The following is a 17849-nucleotide window of genomic DNA, read 5'->3' as shown; positions in this document are numbered from 1 at the left end:
CCTCTTGTATTCTCTGGCAAGAAAACAGGTTGTCTCGCAGAGACGAAAAGGCGCAAAGAGAGAAACCGAAAGGAAGGTCTTGGCTTTCAATTTCTCTGCGTCTCTAGCGTCTTGGCGAGAGAAGAGCAGCCAGATGCTTTCTTCGTCTTTGTTATCAAACCGCCTTCAGGCTCATGTCCAGCGCTGTAACCGAGTAGGTCAAGGCACCCATGGAAATAAAGTCCACGCCGCATTCAGCCACTGGAGCGAGTGTCTCATCGGTAATTCCCCCGGAAGCCTCGGTAGGATATTTACCATTTATCATCCGCACAGCCTCCCGCATGGTCGCATAGTCCATGTTGTCGAGCATGATGTAGTCCACGCCGCCGACCTCCAATACTTGGCGCACTTCATTCAGATCACGGGTTTCAATTTCGATCTTCAAGTCGAGCTTGTTTTCGGCCAAATAGGCCTGGGTACGCTCAATTGCAGCTCGTATGCCACCGGCAAAATCCACGTGGTTGTCCTTAAGCATGACCATATCATAAAGCGCAAAGCGGTGGTTGATGCCTCCACCGATATATACCGCCCACTTTTCCATCAGGCGGAAGTTTGGCGTAGTCTTGCGGGTGTCCATCAGCCTGGCTTTGGTATGCGAAATCAGTTGGGTAAGACGGTGGGTCTTGGTGGCGATACCGCTCATGCGCTGCATGCAGTTGAGCACCAATCGCTCTGCAGAAAGAATGGAAGCGGAAGGACCAGTCACCATCAATCCTATGTCACCAGCCTTGATTTCATCCCCGTCTTTTTTCAAAAATTCAACCTCAAGTCTCGGATCAACGGCTTTGAAGATTTCACCAGCAAGCTCCATTCCGGCTAAGATTCCATCATCCTTGATCAGGAGTTGGGCCTTCCCAGTTTTGTCGGCGGGAATTGAAGCCAAAGCCGAATAGTCTCCGGGGCCGATGTCTTCTGAGAGTGCCAATTGGATAAAATTCTGGAGGGCGTCTGAACTGAGGTAACTTGGCTTCATGCCGCAAAAATAGCCAAAACTACTGGCTTGAGCATTCGCGGTTAACTTTTTACAAAATCCAGGCTGTAAATCCGGAAGTCACTCGCATTTTGGGAAACCTTGATAAAAACCTGGAATTTGCCCTGGCTACTGGAATATTCTCCTACGTAGGTACTGAGACTGCCTGGGTTTTCGTTTTGGAATACCAAGGCAAAACCGCGGGAGGGATGCTTCTTGAAAAAATCACGAAGGACGATCTCCGCTTGGTTTTTGGAGTACTCGCCTTGCTGCCCATTGACGTTCATGGAAATGCTGGAGTCAAAAAAACGAGCCAAATCGCTGCTGGAACCACTTTCCAGAGCAGATACGACAGGCCCTATATTGGCGTCCGGAGTTCCTTCTAGCTCTGGAACCGAGATCCAAAGGAAAACCGATAAAATAAGACTTAGCACTTGCATCAGCCTTAGTTGGCAAATTCCAAGCCAAAAAAAACCGAGGCGGATCTTATTTCCCCGAGCGAAAAGAAAGCAGGATACGTGCGCTTACAATTGAATACCGGGGGGAAGTTTGGACTGAAAAGTAATATATTTGCCGCATGGACAAGAAAGTTTTATTGATGATTTTGGATGGTTGGGGCATCGCTACCAACCCAGCGGTTTCTGCAATTGACAAAGCCAAAACGCCATTTGTGGACAGCCTTTACACCAAATATCCGCATGCCAAGCTAGAAGCTTCCGGACTTGCAGTGGGACTTCCCGAAGGTCAGATGGGAAATTCCGAAGTAGGCCATATGAACATTGGCGCCGGCAGGATCGTTTTTCAGGACTTGGTCAAAATCAATCTTGCCGTAGCCGACGGTGAACTCAATACCCATCCGGTCTTGGCCGAGGCTTTTGCCAAAACCAAAGCCGCCGGCAAAAAAGCGCATTTCATCGGACTGGTTTCTGACGGTGGCGTCCATGCCCACATAGAACACCTCAAAGGCCTCTGCGACGCAGCCAAGTTCCACAACATGGAGCAGGTCTTCATCCACGCTTTTACCGACGGTCGCGACACCGATCCAAAAGGAGGCATCAAGTACTTGGCAGACCTGCAGCAACACCTCCAAAACTCCGCCGGCCAAATTGCATCCGTGGTTGGCAGGTATTATGCCATGGATCGAGACAACCGCTGGGAAAGAGTGAAGCTCGCCTACGATGCCATGGTGAAAGGAGAAGGCGAAAAGTCGAAAGACATCCTCGCCGCGATCAAAAAATCCTACGACAATAATGTCACCGACGAATTCATCCGCCCCATCATCCATGTAGGACCAAACAACAAACCACTCGCTACCATCGAGGAAGGCGACTTGGTGATCTGCTTCAACTTCCGGACTGATAGAGGTAGGGAAATCACCCAAGTCCTCACCCAGAAAGATTTTGAGGACTACAACATGAAAAAGCTCCACGTCGACTACGTCACCTTCACCAACTACGACGACACTTTTCAGGGAGTGCAGGTGCTTTTCGAAAAAGACAACCTCAACAACACACTTGGCGAGGTACTGGAAAAAGCGGGCAAAAAGCAGATCCGCATCGCCGAGACTGAGAAATATCCCCACGTGACCTTCTTTTTTTCGGGAGGAAGGGAGACGGAGTTTGACGGAGAAAGCAGAATCCTCTGCCCATCGCCGAAAGTCGCTACCTATGACCTCAAGCCGGAAATGAGTGCCTATGAAATCGCCTCCAAGATCAACACGGAGCTGAAAAAGAAAAGCGCTGATTTTATCTGCCTCAATTTTGCCAATGCCGACATGGTAGGCCACACGGGTGACTTCGACGCCGCGGTCAAAGCCTGCGAGGCCGTGGACGAATGTGCCCAGAGCGTCATCACCAACGCCCTGGCCAATGGCTACACGACTATCGTGATTGCCGACCACGGCAACTCAGATATGATGATCAACGAAGACGGCACACCAAATACCGCCCACACCACCAACCTCGTCCCCGTGATCATGGTGGATGATCAGGAGCAGCTCGGAGTCAAAGATGGTAAATTGGGAGACCTGGCGCCTACTATTCTAAAACTGATGGGTATTGCTATCCCGGGAGAAATGACCGGAGATATCCTCTTAAACTAATGAATCTGAAAAATCAACTGCTATTCGGGCTGCTCATCTGGGCAGCCTTTTCCTGTACATCAGGCCAAGCCGACAAAAAAATGGAGAAGCTGCCTTACTTCAACCTGAGCGGCTTTGTGGATTTGGAGCTAGCCAAGCTGGACGGTGCGACGGTCACCAAGATTTCAGAAATCAACGGCGAGGAAACTACGGTGGACAAGACATTTTCCCTGCAAGATTGGAAAGAGGAGTTTGAGGCGTTTTACAGCGCCGATATCAATACCCCCGCACTTGCGCTTTCTTATTCCACAGAGACCGAGGGGGAATACCTTATCCACAGGCTGTTGCCAGACTCAAAGGGAAAAGTGAAGGAGATAAAAATCAGGTATATCAAAGAATATCCTGTAGCTATCAGTATCCGCACCACCGATAAAAATCTCTTTTTCTCAAGTATAACCGTCGGAGAGCTCTACATGAATCAAGCCACAGAAAAGATAGACCATTACGCTATCGAAACCACCCAAAAGGTTTGGTTCCTCGACCCTACCCATATCAAGATTTCCGGGGCGATTCGATAAAATCTGAATTCAGAAAAAAGTCCGCCAAGCCAATTGGCGGATCTTTTTCGTTCGGATCAGCAAAAGGGCAATGTCTCCGGTTTTCTTATTGGTCAAACATCGGAGGTCGCTTGGCCTGCCAATCCGAATTCTCTTGGATCAGCCTTCCCAGCATGATCAGTTTCTCTTCATCGAAAAGATTGGCAAGAAGCGTGATGGAGGTAGGACTTCCGTTCTCTGAAAAACCGTTGGGCAGGCAAAGGGCCGGATGGCCAGTGAGGTTGGTAATCTGAAGCTGCTGCCCTGCAAAGGAGGGAGTAACGATCACATCATAATCCTTCATGAGCGTATGCATCTCCTGGATTAAAACCGTACGCTGCCGGCTCATCTGGACATATTCAACTGCCGGAATGAATCTTGCCGAGCGGAAAATATTGGGCCAGGCATTGCGATGCTGCGCCACCAGCTGATCGTCCAGATCCAACCTGGTCAACTCGTCAAAGGCCGCTGCACCCTCAACCATCAGCATATTCACAATCGGTGCGGGGTTGACACTGGGCTTGAGCTCGAGCGGGTGAAGCTCGATGCCCTGCGCCCGCAGCACCTCCAACACAGCCTGGTCATTTTTTAGGTTTGGGCGGTCCCCTTCAAAAAAGGATTTGAAGTAGCCGATCTTGAGTTGTTTGACTTCGTTTCTTGCCGAATAGTTGAAAGCCGAGGGAATGGTCGAGGGATCTTTTTCGTCGATTCCATGTATGATCGAGAGTACGATGGCATTGTCAACTGCCGATCTGGATATCGGGCCGATCTTATCCATAGACCAGCTCAGCGCCATCGCTCCATGCCGGCTGACCCGGCCAAAAGTCGGCCGAAGGCCCGTCACTCCGTTGCGCGTCGAAGGCGAAACTATCGACCCCAAAGTCTCAGTACCAATGGCAAAGGGGACCAAACCGGCACTGACCGCAGAAGCCGATCCCGCCGAAGAACCGCTCGATCCTTGCTTCAGATTCCAGGGATTTTTGGTCACGCCTCCATACCACACGTCTCCCATGGCCAGCGCGCCAAGCGTAAATTTCCCAACCAAAACCCCTCCGGCTTCTTCCAGTTTTTGGACCACCGTAGCCGTCTCATCTATACTTTGTTCTTTATATGGATTGGCGCCCCAAGTGGTCTTGGTTCCTTTTACGGCCAGCAGATCTTTGACCCCATAGGGTATGCCATGCAGTGGACCGCGGTATTTTCCAGCCGCCAATTCGGCATCCATTGCTCGGGCTTGCTTCAAAGCAGGCTCCTCCAAGAGCGTGATTAGGCACTGGAGCGTATCTGAATAGGTCTTGATTCTATCAAGGTAGATCTGGGTGAGACGCTCAGAACTGAGTTGTTTGTTTTTGATCAGAACTGCCAGCTGATGGACTGGCAAAAAGGCAATGTCGCTTTCCTTAGATGGCAAGGCCACAGAGGTCGTTAGTCCCCAATCGTATTCTTGTTGCACTTGGCTGGGGAAAAAGCCCTGCGGCAAGGGATTGAAAACAAGCGAAGGTCCTACGGAGTTTTCCAGCTTGGTTTGCCGAAGGATTTCAAAGTTATTCCGCTGGTTCGTGAGTGTATTGACCATGCTGTCCTTTTCCTGGGGAGAAAAGGTCAGGCCGATCAGCTCGCCGGCGGAATCAATGGTAGCAGGGGTGATTTCCCCCGCATTCCTTCCCAAGGTAAATCCCAAAGCCAGGAATGCCATAGCGCCTAAAGCCAGAAAAGCGCGGGACTGCGAGCGGTTTTTAAGTTTCATTGGATAGTTTTGTAACGATGCCAAAAAAATCAACTATCCGTAAGGTGTTGAAATCGCCCAACAAATCAAATACCCCATGGACCAAAAACCGCCCTTCCCCATTTTCCCCATGCATTTTCGAGGCCTGCTGCTTTTGGCAGGCATCTACACGATTGCTTGGTCGGCTTTTTACAAGTGGTTTGGGCTGGAGCTGCTGAAATGGATGGCAATGGGAAGCGCTGACCTTGAGGCTATGCCTTCCAACTATTTCGGCTCCTTTGGACTGGTGGTTGGCCTGGTGATCTTTGTCTCCGCTTTTTACCCGGTCAGCTGGGTTTGGCTGATCTTGGCCGGCATCACCGGAAAGCTTATCTCAGCAAGCTGGTTTACCTTGGGCTTTGCGCCCGATTTGGGATGGAACAAGCGGAGCATTTTCCAATTGGTCTTTAATGAACTCCTTTGGCTGATTCCGCTGATCTTGACTTTTCTCCGGGCACTGCAAGTAAGAAACTACCTAAACCAATCCGAAGCTCCGAAATAGATTGAAGCGACGGAGACAAAAATCTCTTTTCCCAGCTAGCCAAAAAAAAACGGGAAGACGGTGTCGAAAACAAACCATCTTCCCGATTGATATAAAGGACTAAAGCCTTTTTACACAAGCAAGATCAGCAGCAGGATGATGATAATGATAGCGCCAACCGAGAGGTAGATCCCGTTGCCGGTTGCTCTAGCTTCCTCTTTCATCAGCTTCATTTCTTCCTTGATTTCCTTGATTTCGGACTTGCTCATGGATTTGAAATCCATCGCCTTGATTTCCGCGAGGCGGGCTTCCATTTCTGCCTTTCGGATCAGCTGGGCTTCCGTCAGTTCTGTTTTGGGTGTCTTGCCGGGCTTAGCATCAATAGCCGCGTCAGCGGCGTTGACGGTAAAGAAAAGTGCGAGTAATAGGATAAAGTTTTTCATAATGCTTGGCTGTTGTTCTGCCGTAAAAAGGCAAAATCGGTTCCAAGGCTGCGTCATCTCCTGTCCGAAAAACAAATCCGGGAAAGCCCGTACCGGAAAAATTGTAACTTAGAAGCCTTATTCCCCCCTTCCCGAATTTTAAACGAAAGTCCAGAAATGTCCCAAAAACAAGCCTGTAAGCTATTTTTACTCGATGCGATGGCCCTGATCTACAGGGCTCATTTTGCCTTTAGCAAAAACCCCAGAATCAACTCCAAAGGATTGAACACCGGAGTCATGCTGGGTTTTACCAACACACTGGTCGAGGTATTGGATAAGGAAAAACCTACACACATTGGGGTGGCATTTGATACCAAAGCCCCAACTTTTAGGCATGCGCAGTACGAACCCTACAAGGCTAATCGCCAGGAACAGCCAGAGGATATCACCACCGCTATCCCTTGGGTGAAGGAAATCGTCAAGGCTTTTAGGATACCGCTTTTGGAATTGGACGGCTTTGAAGCCGACGATATCATTGGAACTTTGGCAAAGAAGGCCGAAAGGGAAATGTTTACGGTATACATGATGACCCCGGACAAGGATTATGGGCAGATAGTAGACGAGCACATTTTTCTCTACAAGCCTTCCTTTTTGGGAAATGGGGTAGACATCATGGGGCCAAAGCAGGTCTGCGCCAAGTGGGATATCAGCCATGTGGATCAGGTCAGGGACATCCTCGGCCTCATGGGCGATGCGGTGGACAATATCCCCGGGATCCCTGGAATCGGCGAAAAGACCGCCGTCAAACTCCTAAAGGAATATGGCACCGTGGAAGGCCTCATCGCCAACGTGGACAAGCTCAAGGGCAAGCAAAGGGAAAATGTGGAGAATTTTGCGCAGCAAGGCCTTTTGTCCAAAGAGCTCGCGACGATCAAGATCGATGTACCGGTTGACTTTGACGAGGCGGACCTGCGCTACGAGGGATTTGACGAGGAAAAACTGAGGGCGATCTTCACCGAACTCGAATTCAGAACCTTGGCCGCGAGGATTTTTAAGGATCCCGGTGCCAAAAAAGCGTCGATCAACGCGCCCGCCCAAATGGACCTTTTCGGCGCACCCGCCGCTCCCGTGGCAACTGTAACGATTGAAACCGAAGGCGATGCTCCCGACACGACACTGGAAATCGGCCCGCCTCCCGTCTTGGACACCATTTGGGGAAATGTACACAACTACCATAAAATCAAAGGAATAGAGCAGGTTCGGGAGTTGGTCGACTACCTTTTACTTCAGGATGAAGTTTGCTTTGACACAGAGACTACCGACCTAGACCCGATGAAAGCCGAATTGGTGGGACTTTCCTTTTCCTATGTGTCGGGAGAGGCCTACTATATTCCTGTCACGGAGGACCAAAAAGAAGTTCAGGGAGTACTTGAACTTCTTCGCCCTTTCTTCGAGAATGAGTCCATCGTCAAGATCGGCCAAAACATCAAGTACGACATACTGGTGCTAAAGAACTACGGTATCGAAGTCAAAGGAAAAATCTATGACACCATGCTGGCCCACTACCTCATCGATCCAGACGGCAAGCACGGCATGGACTGGCTGGCCCAGCAATACCTCCACTACAAGCCTGTCTCCATCACCGAACTGATTGGCAAAAAAGGAAAAGGCCAAAGCAACATGCGGGACGTGGACGAGGACGAAGTCACCGCATACGCTGCCGAAGACGCCGATATCACGCTGAGGTTGAAGGAGAAATTCGACCCAATCCTTAATACCAATGGACTGACCAAGCTCTTTGACGAGGTGGAAAACCCGCTGATTGAGGTGCTGGCGGCAATGGAGTTTGAGGGAGTTCGTATCGATACGCAAAGCCTGGCGGAGCTTTCTGTGCTTCTGGACACAGAAAGTAAAGAAATTGAAAAACGAGTCTATGAGCTTGCTGGTGTGCGCTTCAACCTCGCCTCACCCAAGCAATTGGGTGATGTGCTTTTCGAAAAAATGAAACTCGACCCCAAGGCCAAAAAGACCAAAACCGGCCAATACGCCACGGGAGAGGAGATTCTCAGCAGGCTGGCCAACGAGCATCCAATTGCCGAGGCCATCTTGGATTTCCGACAGATGGTCAAGTTGAAGTCCACCTACGTGGATGCTTTGCCAACTATGATCAATCCAAAAACCGGCAGAATCCACACGACCTACAACCAATTTGTGGCGGCTACCGGAAGGCTTTCCTCCATCAACCCCAACCTGCAAAACATTCCAATCCGCACAGCTCGGGGACGCGAGATCCGCAAGGCTTTTGTACCAAGGGATGAAAATCATCTCCTGCTTTCTGCGGATTATTCCCAAATCGAGCTACGGCTCATGGCCGAGTTTTCGGGAGACGAATCCATGCTGGACGCTTTCAAAAACGGCCGCGACATCCACTCCACCACCGCTGCCAAGATCTTTAAAGTGCCTTTGGAAGATGTCACTTCCGATATGAGAAGAAAGGCCAAAACGGCCAATTTTGGGATCATTTACGGAATCTCGGCTTTCGGGCTTTCCCAGCGATTGTCTATCCCAAGGGCCGAAGCCAAGGAAATCATCGACGCCTATTTCATGGAGTTTCCCGCGGTGAAAGACTACATGGACGGAGCGATCCAAAAGGCCCAGCAAACAGAATTTGTCGAAACCATCCTCGGTCGCCGTCGCTACCTGCGTGACATCAACAGCCGCAATATCACCACCCGCGGCTTTGCCGAGCGAAACGCGATCAATGCACCTCTCCAGGGATCAGCCGCCGACCTGATTAAGGTCGCCATGATCCATGTGCACGAGTGGATGAAAAAAGAAAAACTCCAGTCCAAGATGATCCTCCAAGTGCACGATGAATTGGTATTCGACGCACACAAGGACGAAATCGACTTGCTGAAGCAGCATATCCCCAGCCTGATGTCCAATGCCATCAAACTCAACGTACCCATCGAGGTCGAAGTCGGCGTGGGTACGGATTGGCTACAGGCGCATTAAAATATTGAATTCTAGCCACTAGCCTTTTTTGTCACCTTGAGCGGAGTCGAAAGGTCTTCTACTTAGGATTGCCAAATATTGAAATCAAAAATCACCATCCAAAAATGGCCAAAACCAAAACCTCCTTTTTCTGCCAAAACTGCGGCGCGCAAAGCCCCAAGTGGATCGGTCGATGCCCCGCTTGCGGGGAGTGGAACACCTACGTGGAAGAAATCATCCAAAAGGAGGAAAGTGGAAAAGGCAGCTGGAAACCGTCTGGCTCGACTTTGAAGAAAGCCAGCACACCCCAGAAAATCGCCGAAGTCAAGTACGAGGAACAAGCGCGATGGGTGACTGGCGATCCGGAATTGGATCGGGTGCTGGGAGGCGGGATCGTACCGGGTTCGCTGGTTTTGATCGGCGGGGAACCAGGTATCGGCAAGTCTACCCTGATGCTGCAGATCGCTTTGGTGCTGAAGGGAAAAACCATCCTTTACGTTTCCGGCGAGGAGAGCGAAGCGCAGATCAAGATGCGGGCAGACCGCATGGAAGCCCAAAACCCAGACTGCTACGTGCTCTCCGAGACGAACACCCAGCAGATTTTCCAGCAGATCGAGGTTCTGAAACCGGACTTTTTGGTCATCGACTCGATACAAACACTCAACAGCCAGTATGTGGAATCGGCAGCGGGATCGGTGTCCCAAGTCAGAGAGTGCACGGCTGAGCTGATGAAATTTGCCAAGGAAACGGGAACGCCTGTATTCCTGATCGGGCATATCACCAAGGACGGCTCCATCGCCGGCCCAAAAGTCTTGGAACACATGGTGGACACCGTGCTGCAGTTTGAGGGAGATCGACACCTGACTTATCGCATACTCCGCACCTCAAAGAACCGATTTGGCTCCACCCACGAACTGGGCATCTACGAGATGCGAGCCGAGGGTCTTCGCGCCGTGTCCAACCCCTCCGAGATCCTGCTTACCCAGCGCGAGGAAGTGCTCAATGGAGTCGCCATCGGCGCGATGATGGAGGGCAACCGCCCACTGCTCATCGAGATCCAGTCTCTAGTCAGTCCGGCGACCTACGGCACGCCCCAGCGCAGCAGCACCGGCCATGACGCCAAGCGGCTCAATATGCTTTTGGCCGTGTTGGAAAAGCGAGGTGGAATGCGACTTGGCCAGCAGGACGTATTTCTGAATGTGGCTGGAGGTCTTCGTGTGGACGATCCGGGGCTAGACTTGGCGGTGTGCGCATCTTTGATCTCCAGCTATGAGGATACGCCTGTTTCTGAGCATATTTCCTTCGCGGGAGAAGTAGGCTTGGGTGGAGAAATCCGTGCGGTTTCGCGCATAGAAAACCGCATCGCGGAAGCAGAGAAGCTGGGCTTCAAGAAGATTGTCGTCTCCAAATATGCGGTCAAGGGACTCGACTTAAGCAAATACAAGATCGAAGTCGTTGCGCTGAGCAAGCTGGAGGAGATGTATCAGCAGATTTTCTAGGGAAAAATGGAGTAAGTGGGTCTGTGAGAACACAAACCACGATGGGGAATTATTCGACAACAAACGATTACATTCGACTACAATCGACTAATTACCGGCTAATGATTTTTCATTTCCTACCTAAGCTTTCAAAAAAGCTATGGATCGGATTTTATTGTTTATGCCACATCACAGAGCTGGCCGGTTTAAGGTTTTCATACCTTATCAGCTTAAAGCTGAACGCGAATTGTTAAAGAAATTGGCTACAAGCTACTACCATCCCCAACAAAAACTCTGGAGTCTAGTCAATACCAAAGAAAACTGGGAATTGCTTCAACGGGTCTATCGGGGCAAGTTTGAAATCAAACAGGATGAAAAAAAGGTATCCACTCCAGTAAAAGCCTTAAACGGGCAATCTATTCAGGCATTGGCTGATCTGGAGCAGAAGCTCACGCTAAAAGCCTACAGTCCTTCCACGGTAAAGAATTACGCTTCTTCCTTGTCGCAGTTCTTAGGATTCTTTGAAAGCCGGGATCTAACAGACATCACCAAGGAAGAAATAGAAGCCTTCGTATATCATCAGATTACCAAATATAAGATTTCGGAGAGCGCTCAGAACACGCTGATAAATGCGATTAAAGCCTACTACGAGCACGTGCTGGGTAGAGAGCGAACGACTTATGAGATCCAGCGCCCAAAGAAAAGCTTGACCCTGCCCAATATTCTAAGTCAGGAAGAGGTAAAAGCAATCCTACAAAGTGTGGACAATCTCAAGCATCGGGCGATCCTGATGCTCATTTACAGTGCAGGACTGAGAATCAGCGAGGCAATTAAACTGAGGAACCGAGACATCCATTCCGACGAAGGCTACATTTTCATCAAAGGCGCCAAAAACAAAAAAGATCGAAAAACAGTACTTTCGCCAGTATTGCTGGTACTTCTCAGGCAATATTACAAAGTATATAAACCTAGCTACTGGCTTTTTGAAGGGCAGGAGGGTGGACAATATTCCTCTACGAGCATTCAGGCAGTTTTTAGGCGGGCAGTAGAGAAAAGCAACTCCAATCCCTGGGCGACTGTGCACACGCTACGACATAGCTTTGCTACCCACCTACTTCAAAAGGGGACCAATCTACGCTACGTCCAGGCCCTACTGGGGCATGAAAGCAGTAAGACAACCGAAATCTATACCCATGTGCTGTCTATTTCCAACAAAACTATTCAAAGTCCTCTTGACGGGATAGACGAAATTATTAATTTGGTCACATCAGAACCCCGAAGGCCTGTGGACAAGGACGATATAGACGCAATAAGGTAGCGGGAATGCTGTAAACACAAGTGTTGGCATTCATTGAACTGACAATCTAATAATCACATTTATGGGAAAGAATATTGTTTATCCCTTTGAGACATTTAGCGAGTTTTTAGACGAACCATACTTAAAGAAGATATCATTGCTTTATGATAAAATTTATGTTTGCGAAGCGTCCTTAAGTCTTCTTTTTGAGGGTAGTACTCCTGAATACTTAAATTATCAAAAAACCACAATGGAATATCTAATTGATAAGAAAGTCATAGAAGTATTTCCTTATAATTTTGAAAAATTTGATAATCCTGAAAACAATAAAACCGTCAACGATATTCAACTAGAATTAAAAAATGTTCTTTCAAATTTTTCTTTACCAAACTCAAAAAAGTCGAAAAAAGTAAAGCTTTCAGATTACACCCCAGAAGAAATTGAAAAATTAAGACAAGAGTTCTTTTTTGATAATTTCTTAGCAAGCGATCTATCGGCACGCTTAGATGCCATTTATCTGAGTAAAAAGACAAATGATGACTTCTATCCATTTCTGAGAATCAATCCAACTACCCCTATAGAGAATAAGAAGGCGAATGTCATAAATTTGATTTTGGGTGATATACCTGAACCTGAACCAGGAACTCCTTGGGAGGCAATATTAGATTACAAATCTGACGAAGAAATTAGAAATAAGTACCTCGCTTTGGTTAATTGGATTAACAAGGTCTCAAAATCCGAATTCGATGTAAATGAAATTAAAGATGAATACGATTATCTATTAAGTGAATATAACAGACAATACAAGATACATAAGCTTAAATCTCGAAATTCAATAATTGAAGTTATTATTAATATGGGCACCGGATTATTAACTTCTCTTGGAAGTGGAGACTTTGTAGGTGCATTTAAGAGTATAATTAAAGCTGAACCTGCACGTATAAAGCTAATGGAAGAAGAAAGTAAGCTTCTAGGACGAGAAGTTGGTTATGTATATCATACTCAAAATAAATTCCAGTCAAGAGAAGTGAACACATTTAATGTAGACAAGAACGTCCAATTAGTTAGACGACCTTTAAAATAATAGTTCTCAGCCTTATATTAATTAGGCAAAAGAGATAAAATGAAATTTAAATTCTGAAAAAAACGAAATGCCAACAATGTATATAAAAAATAGGCAAAATAGTAGTGAAATCAAGGCTTTTACTTCGTATCAAAGTATGTGCATAACCGAAAGTTTAGTGCTTCGTAACCGCCTACTTTTCATATACTAACCGTTGCCGGCAATTATCTTTGGACATATGAGACTACTAATCATAGGACTATTACTAATAGGTTGTTCGATTGAGAATAAAATTGAATCACCAACAATTAATGGTGATTGGATATTTATTGAAAATCCAGAAGAGATAACGATTGACTACTTTGGACTCAAGTTTAAAAATGACACTTTGTATACAATCCATGACGGTGGACTTACTCAAGAAGGAAAATTTTTAGTTAACGGGGACACAATTATCGTTAGCGAATTTGGAGAAAAGATTAATAAGACGAGGCGAATAAAAAAATTAACCAAAGACAGTTTGATTCTTACTGGTGGAATTTTTGAAGACAAATACTACTCTCGACAGCTAGAGTTCGTTGAGAAATTAAAATTTAATGAGATAAAATTGACCGCTGGAAAATGTTTCGGTGATTGTCCAGAATTCAATCTAAGAATTACTGACAGTGGACTGATTCAATTCAAACCGATTAATAATTGCAAGGTGGATAAAGAAAAAACGTTTACAATTGAGAGAGAAAAGAAAAGAAAAATTGACAGTTTGTTTCAGTGGACTTACATACACAAGTTGGACACAAGTAAAGTAAATAGTGCTATTGACGACTGGGCTCTTGGCATAGAAATATCTTATGGAAACGGGCAAAGGATTGTGTTTAGAACAACTGGGTCGTATATTCCATTTAGACTAAAAGGAATATTTAGTTTAATAATTAACGATTTGAGAGAAAGAAACCTGATATAAAATAACTGCCGGCAACAAAGTGTATGCGCTATAGCTTCGAAAATAGTTTTAACTTTATAAGATGGAAAAGCCACAGCGCATACACAGACCGTTAGCTACTATTTAAAATGACAAGAACGACACAAATATTGATAGGAATTGCAGTACTGATTTTTCTGTTGTCGTTTTTCTTACCAAGTAGATTAACCAGTTATGACTTTGCAACAATTATAAGTTTTGCAAAAAGTAACCAAATAGGATACGGCATTTATGGATTATTGCTTTTCCCTATTATTCTCTTGTTGATTCTTATGAAAAAGTATTTAATCGGAATTTATCTTTCTACATTTCTACTTTTGACTCAACTTGATTTAATTGACCACTTTATTGACTTTTTAGCAGACGATGGATCACTTTTAGGAATTGGAGCTACCTCGATTTTATATCCATTTCTTCTCGTGACATTCCTTTTTATTTGGTTAATTTATAAATCTATAAAAAGCAAAAAATGGACTTGGTATATATCGTTTGTCGTTCTTGTAATATTGACTTATTTGTTTTTGAATGACAGAAATTGTACGATGGAATTTGTTGCAGATATGGGATTCCAAAAATATGATATTGGACTTTGGTTTTCCAATTGTGGAACTTATTATGCTTGGTGGACTAGTGCTATTCTGATCCAAATTGGACTATTTAATGAAATAAAAATAAAAGAAACAGTAGCTAACAGCACCTAAGAAAACATGGGGCGGGCAGTAGTTACCCCAAGTTCCGTTCTTCGTAGCTACTTTTGTCACAGGCGGAGAGGAAGTTGCTTCGAAAAGCCCCACGTTTCTTAGCTGCGACCCGTTATAGGGCATTTTAAAGACGACATTGTGAGACAACAAAAAATACGAGGACACAGAAGAAGACATAAGCATATCGAAGAATGGAGATTGAAAAATCTTGACCTAAGACTTGATTTAATTCAAAAGTATAATGGAGACCATATCGACATTGTTGTGCATCCTTGGTGTGACATTTCAATTATAGATAGTGCCATACCTGAGCCAAAAGGAAAGACCAAATATTTAATGTTAAGTGGTCTAATTGATATCTATGATTCATGGAAAAAACAATTGGATAAAATAGGACAATCATACTATCTTAAAATTTGGCTTTATGAACCACGTTTTTCAAAATCGCAAGTTGTCTGTGCTGTTGGTGACAAGATTTCCTACTATGAAAATATTTTTTTTAAGTCTGACAATATTGCGAGATTAGAACCCAACAATTTCGGTCCTATAAAAAGTAGAATTGAAAATTTAAATTGGGACTGGCGTGTAGACGAAGATCATTTTGACAATAATGAAGTTGGTGAACCTGGACTTTATTCAACCCTGGCAGATTTTGAAGAATCTAAAAAATGGTTTACAAGGACTTTAAGAAAGCCACACAGGACAACTAAGATTGACGAGACAACCGAACTATACTCATTTAAGAGAGGCTGCATATGGCTTGGTGGACAGAAATAAAAACGCCCTATAACAATGTATATAAAACATATGCTGTATTGTAGGTTCTTAAAGTGCGTGCTGTTAAATTTCGTCAGCAACGTGGGACAAAGATGAAGGTTTTAAAACGCATACGTTTTATATACTAGCGTTGTAGCACATTAGAATGAAACCAATCGGAACATATCAAACTCGACAAGTATTTTGGTTCGACTATGACCAATTTCAGCTTGACCAATTGCCAAAAAAGGATTGGTTATGTCTTGCAACTTCGGACATTGATCCAAATGATCAGAAGTTTGAAAAACTCGTTCGACACTCAATTGACAACGGAATTTTGGAATTTAAAGGACATGGAAAGTTTGGAGAAAAAATTCATGACCTTTTTGATGAAATTATTACTCAAATGGAAGTTGTTGAAAATCACGAGCCGATTTCAGTAATGACTACTTGGCACAATGACGAAACCCTTGCAGACACATTTTGGGACTGTTTCTTCGCAACTTGTTTACCAGAGACAGCTGACTTAGACAACATTTCAATAATCTGTACCGACCTGAAAGGAAACGACAGAAGTAATGAATTGAAGAAAATACTTGAACGATTTGAAAATGGATGGATTCCAGAATAAAAAATAAAAAAACGTGCTACAACAAACGCTAAGAAAACATGGGGCGACATGAACTGAAAGCAAGCATAGAACTTCGTAGTTTAGTTTGTCACGGGCGGACAGATAAGAACTCTGAAAGCCCCACGTTTCTTAGCGGCTCCGTTGCCGGCAATTATCTTTGGACATATGAGACTACTAATCATAGGACTATTACTAATAGGTTGTTCGATTGAGAATAAAATTGAATCACCAACAATTAATGGTGATTGGATATTTATTGAAAATCCAGAAGAGATAACGATTGACTACTTTGGACTCAAGTTTAAAAATGACACTTTGTATACAATCCATGACGGTGGACTTACTCAAGAAGGAAAATTTTTAGTTAACGGGGACACAATTATCGTTAGCGAATTTGGAGAAAAGATTAATAAGACGAGGCGAATAAAAAAATTAACCAAAGACAGTTTGATTCTTACTGGTGGAATTTTTGAAGACAAATACTACTCTCGACAGCTAGAGTTCGTTGAGAAATTAAAATTTAATGAGATAAAATTGACCGCTGGAAAATGTTTCGGTGATTGTCCAGAATTCAATCTAAGAATTACTGACAGTGGACTGATTCAATTCAAACCGATTAATAATTGCAAGGTGGATAAAGAAAAAACGTTTACAATTGAGAGAGAAAAGAAAAGAAAAATTGACAGTTTGTTTCAGTGGACTTACATACACAAGTTGGACACAAGTAAAGTAAATAGTGCTATTGACGACTGGGCTCTTGGCATAGAAATATCTTATGGAAACGGGCAAAGGATTGTGTTTAGAACAACTGGGTCGTATATTCCATTTAGACTAAAAGGAATATTTAGTTTAATAATTAACGATTTGAGAGAAAGAAACCTGATATAAAATAACTGCCGGCAACAAAGTGTATGCGCTATAGCTTCGAAAATAGTTTTAACTTTATAAGATGGAAAAGCCACAGCGCATACACAGACCGTTAGGCGCAAGTTACTAAGGACAGATGGACACCCATAATACAGAATCATTCAACAAGGATTTTTGCGAACACCTGGAGTACCACATAGGACGGACATTTAAAAATTCGGAGGACAGCCAATTGAAAGGACTTTGGTGCGATGGTATTGTGTATCCTTCTGTTGAATCTCAATTGAGCAAAGAAGTGCTGCTAAAAACAGGAACAATAATTACCAATGCATTTATTGGACCCGATGGACAAGATGAGTATGAAATGACCATTATATTCGGACCTTTATCAATTGACAGATATGCGAACGACTCTGATCTGATTGATTGTTTACCCAGTGAAAAATCAGCAGACTGGATTAAATTGGACATTGAGAAAAGAAAAATCGAACTCCGATTAAAATGAGGAGAATGTAACAAGCGCCTAACAATGTGTAAATGCAATAGCGCTGATGAATTTTGATTATTTATATATTTGTTCAGCGCTACTGCATTTACACAAGCGTTAGGCACAATACTTCGGAGAAATGAGATACTTAATTATAATTTTACTTTTGTTTTCATGCAATAACAAGCAGGACAATGTTAAGTCTTTCGAGGACTACTTGGGAAAAGATAAAGCCGAATCTCT

17 protein-coding genes are annotated in these 17849 nt (G+C 44.9%); 13 read left to right on the top strand and 4 right to left on the bottom strand.

The window, feature by feature from the left end; all coding sequences use genetic code 11:
- Nucleotides 1-154: 154 nt before the first annotated feature.
- Both nadC and J0A67_RS16320 read right to left on the bottom strand, forming a co-directional pair.
- On the bottom strand, nt 155-1012 hold the full coding sequence (gene nadC / locus J0A67_RS16325; protein ID WP_206570460.1) for a carboxylating nicotinate-nucleotide diphosphorylase: 858 nt from the start codon (nt 1010-1012) through the stop codon (nt 155-157).
- 41 nt (nt 1013-1053) lie between these two features.
- Nucleotides 1054-1449, bottom strand: a complete 396-nt coding sequence (locus J0A67_RS16320) for a DUF4783 domain-containing protein (protein ID WP_206570459.1) — start codon at nt 1447-1449, stop codon at nt 1054-1056.
- A gap of 137 nt (nt 1450-1586) precedes the next feature.
- On the opposite strand from J0A67_RS16320, the gene gpmI reads away from it, so the two are divergent.
- Complete coding sequence (gene gpmI / locus J0A67_RS16315) at nt 1587-3110, top strand: 2,3-bisphosphoglycerate-independent phosphoglycerate mutase (protein WP_206570458.1); 1524 nt, start codon at nt 1587-1589, stop codon at nt 3108-3110.
- Entirely contained in the window at nt 3110-3667 is a 558-nt protein-coding gene (locus J0A67_RS16310) for a hypothetical protein (RefSeq protein ID WP_206570457.1), read from the top strand. Before gpmI ends, J0A67_RS16310 begins: the two co-directional genes overlap by 1 nt.
- A gap of 85 nt (nt 3668-3752) precedes the next feature.
- On the opposite strand, the gene J0A67_RS16305 is transcribed toward J0A67_RS16310, so the two are convergent.
- Nucleotides 3753-5432, bottom strand: a complete 1680-nt coding sequence (locus J0A67_RS16305; RefSeq protein WP_206570456.1) for an amidase — start codon at nt 5430-5432, stop codon at nt 3753-3755.
- 76 nt (nt 5433-5508) lie between these two features.
- On the opposite strand from J0A67_RS16305, the gene J0A67_RS16300 reads away from it, so the two are divergent.
- Nucleotides 5509-5952, top strand: coding sequence for a hypothetical protein (locus tag J0A67_RS16300; RefSeq protein WP_206570455.1), 444 nt, complete (start codon nt 5509-5511; stop codon nt 5950-5952).
- A gap of 110 nt (nt 5953-6062) precedes the next feature.
- On the opposite strand, the gene J0A67_RS16295 is transcribed toward J0A67_RS16300, so the two are convergent.
- Entirely contained in the window at nt 6063-6374 is a 312-nt protein-coding gene (locus J0A67_RS16295) for a hypothetical protein (protein WP_206570454.1), read from the bottom strand.
- 156 nt (nt 6375-6530) lie between these two features.
- Between J0A67_RS16295 and polA the strand changes: the two genes are divergently transcribed.
- The 10 genes from polA (at nt 6531) to J0A67_RS16245 (ending at nt 17624) form a co-directional block, all read left to right on the top strand.
- The gene (gene polA, locus J0A67_RS16290) at nt 6531-9368 is read left to right on the top strand and encodes a DNA polymerase I (RefSeq protein ID WP_206570453.1); all 2838 of its coding nucleotides are present in this window, start codon (nt 6531-6533) and stop codon (nt 9366-9368) included.
- 104 nt (nt 9369-9472) lie between these two features.
- Nucleotides 9473-10846 (top strand): DNA repair protein RadA, encoded by a 1374-nt coding sequence (gene radA, locus J0A67_RS16285; protein WP_206570452.1) that lies wholly within the window; start codon nt 9473-9475, stop codon nt 10844-10846.
- Between the two features lie 226 nt (nt 10847-11072).
- Entirely contained in the window at nt 11073-12143 is a 1071-nt protein-coding gene (locus J0A67_RS16280; protein ID WP_206570451.1) for a tyrosine-type recombinase/integrase, read from the top strand.
- A 61-nt stretch (nt 12144-12204) separates the two neighbouring features.
- On the top strand, nt 12205-13206 hold the full coding sequence (locus J0A67_RS16275) for a hypothetical protein (RefSeq protein ID WP_206570450.1): 1002 nt from the start codon (nt 12205-12207) through the stop codon (nt 13204-13206).
- Between the two features lie 217 nt (nt 13207-13423).
- Nucleotides 13424-14146: a DUF6438 domain-containing protein gene (locus tag J0A67_RS16270; protein ID WP_206570446.1), complete on the top strand. Its 723-nt coding sequence runs from the start codon at nt 13424-13426 to the stop codon at nt 14144-14146.
- A gap of 107 nt (nt 14147-14253) precedes the next feature.
- Nucleotides 14254-14865: a hypothetical protein gene (locus J0A67_RS16265; RefSeq protein WP_206570449.1), complete on the top strand. Its 612-nt coding sequence runs from the start codon at nt 14254-14256 to the stop codon at nt 14863-14865.
- 138 nt (nt 14866-15003) lie between these two features.
- On the top strand, nt 15004-15642 hold the full coding sequence (locus J0A67_RS16260) for a hypothetical protein (protein ID WP_206570448.1): 639 nt from the start codon (nt 15004-15006) through the stop codon (nt 15640-15642).
- Nucleotides 15643-15787: 145 nt separating this feature from the next.
- Entirely contained in the window at nt 15788-16252 is a 465-nt protein-coding gene (locus J0A67_RS16255) for a DUF7684 family protein (protein ID WP_206570447.1), read from the top strand.
- A 165-nt stretch (nt 16253-16417) separates the two neighbouring features.
- Nucleotides 16418-17140 carry a DUF6438 domain-containing protein gene (locus J0A67_RS16250; protein ID WP_206570446.1) on the top strand — a complete coding sequence of 241 codons (723 nt, stop codon included), beginning with the start codon at nt 16418-16420 and terminating at the stop codon, nt 17138-17140.
- 115 nt (nt 17141-17255) lie between these two features.
- Nucleotides 17256-17624: a hypothetical protein gene (locus J0A67_RS16245; protein ID WP_206570445.1), complete on the top strand. Its 369-nt coding sequence runs from the start codon at nt 17256-17258 to the stop codon at nt 17622-17624.
- The last annotated feature ends 225 nt before the right edge of the window (nt 17625-17849 follow it).

The organism is Algoriphagus aestuariicola (assembly GCF_017254835.1).
Lineage (GTDB): Bacteria > Bacteroidota > Bacteroidia > Cytophagales > Cyclobacteriaceae > Algoriphagus > Algoriphagus aestuariicola.
The sequence above is the reverse complement of the archived record's forward strand: the minus strand, read 5'-3'. Positions and strand labels throughout refer to the sequence as shown.